This is a genomic window from Isachenkonia alkalipeptolytica (genome assembly GCF_009910325.1).
Lineage (GTDB): Bacteria > Bacillota > Clostridia > Peptostreptococcales > T1SED10-28 > Isachenkonia > Isachenkonia alkalipeptolytica.
Genome location: NZ_SUMG01000013.1, coordinates 65,612 through 74,918, shown reverse-complemented (window position 1 = coordinate 74,918; position 9,307 = coordinate 65,612). Strand labels below are relative to the sequence as shown.

10 protein-coding genes are annotated in these 9,307 nt (G+C 48.3%); 9 read left to right on the top strand and 1 reads right to left on the bottom strand.

The window, feature by feature from the left end; translation table 11 throughout:
* Positions 1-143: 143 nt before the first annotated feature.
* The 8 genes from mazG to ISALK_RS10410 all read left to right on the top strand — a co-directional run bounded on the left by mazG (position 144) and on the right by ISALK_RS10410 (position 5,742).
* A complete protein-coding gene (gene mazG / locus ISALK_RS10445; protein WP_201756900.1) occupies positions 144-950 on the top strand; it encodes a nucleoside triphosphate pyrophosphohydrolase in 807 nt (268 codons plus the stop codon).
* Positions 951-1,059: 109 nt separating this feature from the next.
* The gene (locus ISALK_RS10440; RefSeq protein ID WP_160722020.1) at positions 1,060-1,338 is read left to right on the top strand and encodes an HU family DNA-binding protein; all 279 of its coding nucleotides are present in this window, start codon (positions 1,060-1,062) and stop codon (positions 1,336-1,338) included.
* A gap of 154 nt (positions 1,339-1,492) precedes the next feature.
* Positions 1,493-2,446, top strand: a complete 954-nt coding sequence (locus ISALK_RS14950; RefSeq protein WP_201756899.1) for a CAP domain-containing protein — start codon at positions 1,493-1,495, stop codon at positions 2,444-2,446.
* Positions 2,447-2,590: 144 nt separating this feature from the next.
* Positions 2,591-3,019 carry a LapA family protein gene (locus ISALK_RS10430; protein WP_160722018.1) on the top strand — a complete coding sequence of 143 codons (429 nt, stop codon included), beginning with the start codon at positions 2,591-2,593 and terminating at the stop codon, positions 3,017-3,019.
* A 141-nt stretch (positions 3,020-3,160) separates the two neighbouring features.
* Positions 3,161-4,216 carry a CAP domain-containing protein gene (locus tag ISALK_RS10425; protein ID WP_160722016.1) on the top strand — a complete coding sequence of 352 codons (1,056 nt, stop codon included), beginning with the start codon at positions 3,161-3,163 and terminating at the stop codon, positions 4,214-4,216.
* A gap of 107 nt (positions 4,217-4,323) precedes the next feature.
* Complete coding sequence (locus tag ISALK_RS10420; RefSeq protein ID WP_160722014.1) at positions 4,324-4,566, top strand: RNA-binding S4 domain-containing protein; 243 nt, start codon at positions 4,324-4,326, stop codon at positions 4,564-4,566.
* Between the two features lie 178 nt (positions 4,567-4,744).
* Complete coding sequence (locus ISALK_RS10415; RefSeq protein ID WP_160722012.1) at positions 4,745-5,218, top strand: FtsB family cell division protein; 474 nt, start codon at positions 4,745-4,747, stop codon at positions 5,216-5,218.
* Between the two features lie 110 nt (positions 5,219-5,328).
* Positions 5,329-5,742, top strand: a complete 414-nt coding sequence (locus ISALK_RS10410; protein ID WP_160722010.1) for a S1 domain-containing RNA-binding protein — start codon at positions 5,329-5,331, stop codon at positions 5,740-5,742.
* 220 nt (positions 5,743-5,962) lie between these two features.
* On the opposite strand, the gene ISALK_RS10405 is transcribed toward ISALK_RS10410, so the two are convergent.
* The gene (locus ISALK_RS10405) at positions 5,963-7,381 is read right to left on the bottom strand and encodes a D-alanyl-D-alanine carboxypeptidase family protein (protein WP_160722008.1); all 1,419 of its coding nucleotides are present in this window, start codon (positions 7,379-7,381) and stop codon (positions 5,963-5,965) included.
* Positions 7,382-7,582: 201 nt separating this feature from the next.
* Here ISALK_RS10405 and pyrG point away from each other — a divergent pair, with 201 nt between their 5' ends.
* A complete protein-coding gene (gene pyrG / locus ISALK_RS10400) occupies positions 7,583-9,184 on the top strand; it encodes a CTP synthase (protein WP_160722006.1) in 1,602 nt (533 codons plus the stop codon).
* Positions 9,185-9,307: the final 123 nt, after the last annotated feature.

Sequence of the window (9,307 nt, the reverse complement as noted above, 5' to 3'; positions counted from 1 at the left end):
TTAATATTACCTTTCTGATTATGTCCACCTCATTTCTTAGTCCTGAGGTTCTATTATAATAGATTTAATAGTATTTGGGACATAGTCACTTGTGATATATTAAGACATTATCATATATGGATCATAAAATAGGAGGTTTTTTTATGGGGAAAGTTGACAGCACCGCGGATAAATACTATAATATGAGTAATTTAGAGGAATTAATGGATGCCCTTCGAGGAGAAGGAGGCTGTCCCTGGGATCGAGCCCAAACCCATGAAAGTCTCAAACCCCATTTGATTGAAGAGGCCTATGAGGTCCTAGAGGCCTTAGAGGAAGAAAATGACCCCCTCTTACAGGAAGAATTGGGAGATTTGTTGCTTCAAGTTCTTTTTCATAGTACAATAGCAAAAGAACAGGGGCGATTTCAGCTTAAGGACGTAATGCAAGGTCTCGGAGAAAAAATTGTATTTCGTCATCCTCATGTTTTCAAGGATCGGACAGCGGATAGTGAAGGGGAAGCTTCAGCGAGCTGGGAGGACCAAAAACGCAAGGAAAAAAACATCACCTCCACCACCGAATCCATGAAACGAATTCCCAAGCACCTTCCCGCCTTAATGCGGGCGGATAAGATCCAAGGGAAGGCCCGTCAGGTTGGTTTTGACTGGGAGGATCCGAAAGAGGTGATCCTAAAGGTCCAGGAAGAACTGGGCGAGCTGCTGGAAGCCCACGAAGAAGGAAACCGGAAAAAGATTCAGGAAGAAGGGGGCGATTTATTATTCTCCGTAGTAAACCTGTTACGATTTTTCGATGTGGAGCCGGAAGGGGCATTAAACCGCACCACGGATAAATTTATTCGAAGATTTGATTCTGTGGAGCAGGATGCGGAAAAAGGCGGCAAACCTATGAAATACATGGATCTGAAGGACTTGGAAAAGCTGTGGCAACAGGCAAAAAGAAAAAAAGGTTAGTTTTTTAAAAGAAAATTCCCTAAAAAGAAGGATTTTCTAGATTTTCATAGAATAGTGTATTAAAGAAGGGCAGTAATTAAATTTATATTATAAAAGGAGGCAATTTTTAATGAACAAAGCTGAATTAGTATCAAAAATGGCAGAAAAGAGTGACCTTACGAAGAAAGACGCGGAAGTGGCACTAAACGCATTCATGGAAACCGTGGAAGAAAGCCTAATAGACGGTGACAAAGTACAGCTAGTAGGATTTGGTACTTTTGACGTAAGAGAAAGAAAGCCTCGTCAAGGTAGAAATCCAAGAAACCCAGAGCAAGTAATTGAAATTCCTGCTTCAAAAGCACCGGTTTTCAAAGCTGGTAAAACCTTAAAGGAAAAGGTTAACAAGTAGGACGTACTTAGAAGACAAAAAACCAGGCCTTTAGGACCTGGTTTTTTTGTACCGTTCTTTATATAATGTTGGACATGTGAGAAATGAACCGAAGAGTAGCGTTGTGCCAGGGTTCGTTGTTAAGGAAAGAACCTGGGAGAAGGGGTGAAAAAACTTGTTTAATAATACAGCGATGGATTGGAAGAAGATAAGGAAACGTCATGGAAAAGCCGTATTCGCCGGAGGATTTTTAGTGATTTTTCTGATGGTGGCCATGCTCACCGCATGCAGTGAAAGTAGCGGGGGGCCCCTGGAAGGTCCTGAAGATGAGGGGACGAAGGAAGGGACGCAGTCCATCGGTACTGAGGAAATGGACCGGGAAAACCGGGAAGCGAGGCTGGAAAGTATACATACCCCGGATCTTAAAAAAAGCCCCTTGGAAGAGGCCCTGAGCCGGGCGATAGCCTTCACCGCTATAGAAGTTCCGGAACCCGGGGACTCGAAAGAAGAGCTCACCGGGGACGGGGAGCCCGGGGAGAATTCGAAGCCCGGGTCTGAGCCGGAGTCGGAAACTGAAGCTGACTCGGAAGCAGACCCTGACCCTGAACCTGATCCTGAACCTAAGCCGGACCCCGAGCCGGAACCGGATCCCGAACCGGAACCAACGCCAGATCCCGAACCCGAACCGGAGCCCACACCCTACAGCGATCTCGACCGGGAATACAGCCGCGTGGTAAAAGGGGATACGGTAAGACAAAGCATCGAGCAGGAAGTGGTATCGAAAATCAATGCCGCCCGAGAAGAGCGGGGGGCCTCGCCGCTGAAAGTAGCCCAAGAGCTTACCTCCATGGCAAGGATCAAGTCTACGGATATGGCTGTGAACAATTACTTCAGTCATGAATCCCCGGATTACGGAAGTCCTTTTGATATGGCGAAATTCTTCGGTGTCCGACTTCGAAGCGAGAACCTTTATTATTCCAGCCGGGAGCTCTCCGCAGATCAGGTGCATGAAGGTTTTATGGACTCCGACGGGCATCGGAGCAATCGGATGAACAGCAGTTTTCAGGAAGTAGGGATCGGTATTGTGGTTACCGGTAACGGTTTCTATGTGACGGAGATGTTTCGCTAGGAAAACAAACCGGGATCGGTCCTGAAGCCCGGAAAAGAACCGGAAGGATGGAAGATTATCTGCTTGAAATCCGTATAAATAGGGTAGAAATGGACTACATTATATATTTTAGGTTTTACAAGAATAGTTATAGGAGGAGAATCCATGCAAAAAAACCTGATCATTACCTTGATATTATCCATTTTTATCGCTTTATTTGCGATTCTCAACGCAGGGGCGGTATCCATCAACCTGCTTTTTACCACCCTGGAAATATCCGCAGCCCTGGTCATTTTAATTTCCGCCACCATCGGTGCGGTGATCGTTTTTTTTCTAGACACCGCCTCAAAATATCGGTATCGAAAACAAATTAAGGAAAGTCAAAAGCATAGCGAAAAGATGGAAAAGGAAAAGGAAGAGCTGGAGGAGAAAAACCGCTGGTATGAAAAGGAACTGGCCCGTCTTCGGGAACAGAATTTAGGCCAGATCCTGGAGAAGGACTCCGCCGCTAAGGTCGGGCGGGGAAAAGAAGGACCACAGGAAATCGGCAGGAACCCCGAGGAAATCAATAACAACGATGAACAACAAAAGTGAACACCAAAACGATGAACAAAGCTGAATAACAAAGCAAAGTAATAAAGCAAAGTAACAAAGCAAAATAACAAAGAGAAATAACAAAGCAAAATAACAAAGCGGAATAATAAAAGGGATTTGTTATATACTGGGGGGAGAGCCATGCAGACTGAAAGCCGAAAATCCGCCGGCGGGAAAAAATCCCCGGGGGGATTCATAATAAAATTGTTGCTGACGCTTTTGCTGGTGATCTTCATCAGCGGAAACTTCACGGGATGTTTTTGGATTGTGGAGGCTCCCGTGGAAGAGGATCCTGAAAATCAGGAGTCGCCGGAGGGGTTCGAAGAAGAAGACCCCGGAGATGAATCCCTGGAGCCCCCTGGAGAAAGTACTGGGGAAAATCCCGGAGGGGAGACCCCAAGGGAAACCGTGGAAATAACCTCTCCCGTGGAGACCGGGAGATCCCGGGAAAACGAAGAGCTGAAAATCCCCGAAGAGCCCGTGGAAGTGACCCCCGTGGATGAGAATTTTCCCTCGGAAGCCGACGTCCTTAAAGAGGAAACCCTCACCTCGGAAGCGGTGATTCGCTACTTTGAGGATAAATACGGTCATTACGGAGGCCGCTTTATGATACAGGTAAGTGTGGGACCGGATACCTTTGAAGAGGACGGAATCCTCCATCATCAACGGGAGGCTTTCTATACCCTGACCCGAAAGGAAGACGACCGGGTCATCGGAAAAGAGGTTTTCCGTCAGGTGCATCGAAAGGTCTCTTTAAATCCCTCGGTGATGGATACCTTAGACGGGGAATACAGCCGGGTGGTGGAAAGCAATACGGTCCTTCGGGAAATTGAGGAACGGGTCATCGGAAAGCTCAATGATGCCCGGAGCGAACAGGGCTTAGGCGCCCTGAGTACCGCCTCGGATCTCACAAGACTGGCTCGAATCAAATCCTCGGATATGGGTCTTTACAACTATTTTAACCATGACTCCCCTACCTACGGCAGTCCCTTTGAAATGGCCAGCGCTTTAGGGGTATCCCTTCGAAGTGAAAATATCCAATGGGCCACCTGGGAGCTCACCGCTGAAGAAGTCCACACCAATTTCATGAACTCCCCGGGACACCGGGATAATCGGATGACCGAAGGGTTTAGGGAAGTGGGAATCGGTGTGATCAAACTGGAAAATGGATACTATGTTACGGAACTTTTCCGCTAGGGCAGGGACGTTACAAGAGGATCCCCCATCAACCAAGGAACAATAAGTGTAGTATTACAAACCCCGGCGGGCAGAAATCCCCAGGGGTATTCATAAGGAGGAAGATTATGCGACTGGATAAATTCTTAAAAAATGCACGAATCATCAAACGGCGCCCCGTTGCCAAGGAGGCCTGTGAGAAGGGCCGGGTGCTTGTCAACGACAAGGAAGCAAAGCCGGGAACCGAGCTGGAAATTGGCGACGAGGTGGAGGTTCGCTTTGGGAACCGGACCTTTAAAGTAAAGGTGCAAGGCCTTGAGGAACATGTGAAAAAAGAAGAGGCGGAGAACTTATACGAAGTGATCGAATAACAGATGCCGGGGCAGGATTACTGGGTGGATGACAGGGGATGACAGCGGGACGGAGTTTTTGTCATCTAAGGAAAAATGACAAAAACTCCGTCCCGCTGTCATCTGGTCCCCCCTGTCATCCTGCCGTCCCCCTGTCATCCGCTGTTATCCTTTCAGAGTATCTAAATGAGGTGAGAATATGGCAAAGAAAAGGGAAAAGAGAGCCTATCGGGTGAAGAAAAAACGGAAAAAGATCGGTTTCTGGACGAAGCTGGTGGTGGTGGTCATCGTGGGGTACTTTGCTGTGGCTTTTTTTCAACAAAGTGTGGAACGCCGGGAACTGGATGCGGAGATCGAAAGCCTCCAACAGGAGAAAGCGGAGATCGAGGAACGGATCCAAGGCATGGAGGAAGTCCTGGAAAAGGGCGATAGCGATGAAGCCATTGAAAGGCTGGCCCGGGAAAATCTGATTATGAAAAAACCCGGAGAGCGGGTGTATGTAATGGATACCAACAACAGCCTCAGTCGAGAGTTACGGGAGCGCCGGGAACAGAGAGAGGAAGAGGAAGGCTTTGATGGGGAAAATTCTGAAGAAGAAACCATCCATGAGGAAGGCCTCGAGGAAGACCGTCCTGGGGAAGAGGCAGAAGATGGGGAAGAACAAGGGCCTTAATCCTCCTTTTTTGTTAAATATTTAGAAAAAGTAGTGAAATTAGAATTTAGATGTGCTATAATAGGTGACAGCTAAAAGATTATAATATTAGAAGGAGGAGTATGGAATTTATGTCCCTAGAAGTAGGTAGTATTGTTGAAGGAATTGTTACCGGAATTACAGATTTTGGCGCTTTTGTTGAGGTGGAAAAAGGAAAAACCGGGCTTGTGCACATCTCAGAGGTAGCGGAGGATTATGTAAAAGATATCAAAAATTATTTAAAAAGAGGTCAAAAGATCAAGGTCAAAGTTTTAAATATTGATAAAGACGGTAAAATAAGCTTATCCATTAAGCAAGCCGGACTCCCGAAGAAGAAAACGGTAAAGCCCCGGGAAGTGAACTGGGAGAAAGAGCTTGAAACACCTTCTCCGACTAATTTTGAAGATAAGATGAGTAAGTTTTTAAAAGACAGTGAAGAAAAAATGCAATCCATGAACACCAAAAAAAGCAGCGGCAGAAAAAATGCTAACGGCAAAGGCAATTAAGATCGGAGGCATGTTGGACGTAACCGGAATTATATAGATTCACAATATAAGCTTTTACTGGAAAATAAGCTCTTATAAAAACAAAAAGCTCGGCGGTCCTCTCTAAGGAGAGAGCCGCCGGGCTTTTTTATTTGCCTTTCCTCAAATTTTTTACAAAGAGCTTCGCTAAAACGTTTTACAAAAGAGCTGAAATAAATGTTTTATAAAGGGTCGCGAATCCTTAATACCCTAAATACTCTTCATAGGTCAGGCCACTTTCATAGACCGCGGTGGCAAGGTCAACGCCTAAATACCGCAGATGCCAGGGTTCGTACATATAGCCGGTGACGGACTCTTTGTTTTGGGGGTAGCGGATGATAAAGCCGTAGCGGTGGGCGTTGTCAGTAATCCACTGGCCCTCCGGGGTGTTACCGAAATCCTGGGTTAATCGGTAATCCACTTGCTCGGAGGTAACGTCCATGGCCAGGCCGGTTTGATGTTCGCTGTGGCCGGGTTTTGCACTGAATCGTGTGGCTTCCTCATAGCCGTGTTCCGCTACATAGTTATTAAACAGGGTTTCCTGAGTGCTGTAGCTCCTGTAACCGGACCGGGCATAGAGAATTATCCCGTCCTCTGTCGCGGCGTCAAACAACGCCTCCAGGGCCGAGGCCGCTTCCGATCGAAGCAGTCGATGATTTGTATTCGGCGCCATTGAAACATTGGGCTCCACAAGATTCGGAGGTGTAAAGTCTGCAGGCAGCCGGTACTCCCGGTTTACCAGTACATCAATAGCGCCGGGGTTGCCTACTACAGTGGCGTCATCCTCATCCGGATCCGGTTCAGCCTGGGGATCCTCCGCCGGGTCGGTTTCCTGTAAATATCCGCCGTGAACAAAGGCTTCGGTGTCCCCGTACGCCACCTGCACCCAGTCGTTGCTCAGCTCGCCGATCACATGGACCTCGGCGCCTTCGGAAAATCCGCCGATTCTCTCCCCATCAATATGGGCATCGGATCGAATATTTAAGGGCGTGGTGGTGTATCGAATATAGGAGACCTCGCTTATTCCAAGTTCCTCGGCGACAGAAGAGGGTTCTTCCTCTTCCTTGGAGGACTCCTCGTCGGCCTCCTCCGCCGGGTCGATTTCCTGTAAATATCCACCGTGGACAAAGGCTTCGGTGTCCTGGTACGCCACCTGCACCCAGTCGTTGCTCAGCTCGCCGATCACATGGACCTCTGCGCCTTCGGAAAATCCGCCGATTCTCTCCGCTTCAATATGGGCATCGGCCCGAATATTTAAGGCCGTGGTGGTGTATCGAATATAGGAGACCTCGCTTATCCCAAGCTCCTCAGCGACAGAAGAGGATTCTTCCTCTTCCTTGGAGGGCTCCTCCTCGGGTAGTTCTTCTTTAAGACTGGTTATCATAACCACTTTTTGAAGTTTTCGATGCACTTCTCCAAAGGGAAGACCTTCATGGTTCTCAATTATTTCCCCAAGGGTATCGGGCAGCGACTTAATAGCGGCAGCCTGTTCTTCCGGTGCACCCGCGGCAGAAATATCGGTTGCTGGATTCGAAAAATACGGCACAGGGAATAGTAGGGACAGTGCTGACAGGGATACCAAAATGAGGATTATAAAAAAGATCAGCTTGTTTTCTTCCATGGGATATCTCCTCCCCTAATCACGTGATATTATATTTTTACCCTAAAACGGAAAACGTAAATAGTGATTGAACTTTTTTGCCGGAAAGGATATAATAATCTTTATGTTCAAATGAGAAATGGATCGGATTATGATATATTAGAGGTAACGATAGGTAAGATCATCACATAGTTGATAATCATATAGAAGGAGGGTTTTTAAATGGCACCGAAGTATATTTTTGTAACCGGAGGGGTGGTATCCTCTCTTGGAAAAGGCATCACCGCCGCATCCCTGGGAAGACTGTTAAAGAGCAGAGGATTGAAAGTGACCCTGCAAAAGTTGGACCCCTACATCAACATCGACCCGGGAACCATGAGTCCCTATCAACACGGCGAGGTCTTTGTCACCGATGACGGGGCGGAGACGGATTTGGATTTGGGGCACTACGAACGGTTTATCGATCAGAACCTTACGAAAAACTCCAGCGTAACCTCCGGGAAAGTGTACTGGTCCGTACTGAACAAGGAGCGAAAAGGAGACTATTTAGGGGGGACGGTGCAGGTTATTCCCCATGTGACCAATGAGATCAAAGAGCGGATTTTTCGAGCGGGGAATGAAAAGGACGTGGACGTGGTGATCACGGAGATCGGCGGCACCGTGGGAGATATTGAATCCCTGCCTTTCCTTGAGGCCATTCGTCAGGTGAAATACGACATCGGAAAAGAAAACACCATGTACATTCATGTAACCTTGGTGCCTTTCCTCGGCAGTGCAGGGGAACTGAAGACGAAGCCCACCCAGCACAGCGTAAAGGAACTCAGATCCATCGGTATTCAGCCCGACGTGGTGGTTTGCCGTACGGAAAGACCCCTGACCCAGGAGATGAAGGATAAGATCGCCCTGTTTTGCAACCTGGATCCCGGAAATGTGGTGCAAAACGGAGACGTCCGAAGCATCTACGAAGTGCCCTTGATGCTTAAGGACGAGGGCCTGGACCGGATGGTGTTAAAAACCCTGCATTTAGAGGCGGGAGAACCGGATTTGAAACAGTGGACGGATATGGTGGAGCGGGAGCAAAGCGCCGAAGACCATACCAAAATAGCCATTGTGGGTAAATATGTGGAGCTTCCCGATGCCTATCTTTCCGTTATTGAAGCCCTGAACCATGGAGGGATTTACCACGGCACCAAAATCGACGTACAGTGGATCCATGCCGAAGACGTAACCCCGCTGAACGCTAAGGAAATTCTTAGGGACGTGGACGGTATTCTGGTCCCCGGCGGTTTCGGCGAGCGGGGCGTGGAAGGAAAAATTGCAGCGATTCAGTATGCAAGGGAGAACAAAGTTCCCTTCTTCGGGATCTGTCTTGGAATGCAGCTGGCCGTGGTGGAATATGCGAGAAACATCACCGGCCTGGACGGAGCCCACAGTGCCGAGCTTCAGGAAAGCACCCCGTATCCGGTGATCGACCTGATGCCCGAGCAAAAGGACGTAGAGGAAAAGGGCGGCACCATGCGTCTGGGCCTCTATCCCTGCAAAATTGCGGCGGATACCTTCATTGAGACCGCCTACGGCGAAAGTCTGGTGTATGAGCGCCATCGCCACCGGTATGAGCTGAACAACGAGTACCGGGATCAATTGGCGGAAGACGGTCTGGTCATCTCGGGGATCTCCCCCGACGAACGGTTGGTGGAGGCCATCGAAATCAAGGATCATCCGTGGTTCGTGGCGGTACAGTACCATCCGGAGCTGAAATCCCGTCCCACCAATCCCCATCCTTTATTCAGGGATTTCGTCGCCGCCAGCAAAGCCCAAAGATGACAGCGGGACGGAGTTTTTGTCATCTTTTGTTGAGACCCAGTTGGATGACAGCGGGACGGAGTTTTTTGTCATCTTTTGGAGAGACCATAGCCTATATGAAAAATATAGGGCCCGCTGTGAACG

Coding starts and splice junctions, on each gene's coding strand:
- ISALK_RS10440 (WP_160722020.1), top strand. CDS start 1,060: ATGAACAAAGCTGAATTAGTATCAAAAATGGCAGAAAAGAGTGACCTT.
- ISALK_RS10415 (WP_160722012.1), top strand. CDS start 4,745: ATGGCAAAGAAAAGGGAAAAGAGAGCCTATCGGGTGAAGAAAAAACGG.
- mazG (WP_201756900.1), top strand. CDS start 144: ATGGGGAAAGTTGACAGCACCGCGGATAAATACTATAATATGAGTAAT.
- ISALK_RS10420 (WP_160722014.1), top strand. CDS start 4,324: ATGCGACTGGATAAATTCTTAAAAAATGCACGAATCATCAAACGGCGC.
- pyrG (WP_160722006.1), top strand. CDS start 7,583: ATGGCACCGAAGTATATTTTTGTAACCGGAGGGGTGGTATCCTCTCTT.
- ISALK_RS10405 (WP_160722008.1), bottom strand. CDS start 7,381: ATGGAAGAAAACAAGCTGATCTTTTTTATAATCCTCATTTTGGTATCC.
- ISALK_RS10410 (WP_160722010.1), top strand. CDS start 5,329: ATGTCCCTAGAAGTAGGTAGTATTGTTGAAGGAATTGTTACCGGAATT.
- ISALK_RS10425 (WP_160722016.1), top strand. CDS start 3,161: ATGCAGACTGAAAGCCGAAAATCCGCCGGCGGGAAAAAATCCCCGGGG.
- ISALK_RS10430 (WP_160722018.1), top strand. CDS start 2,591: ATGCAAAAAAACCTGATCATTACCTTGATATTATCCATTTTTATCGCT.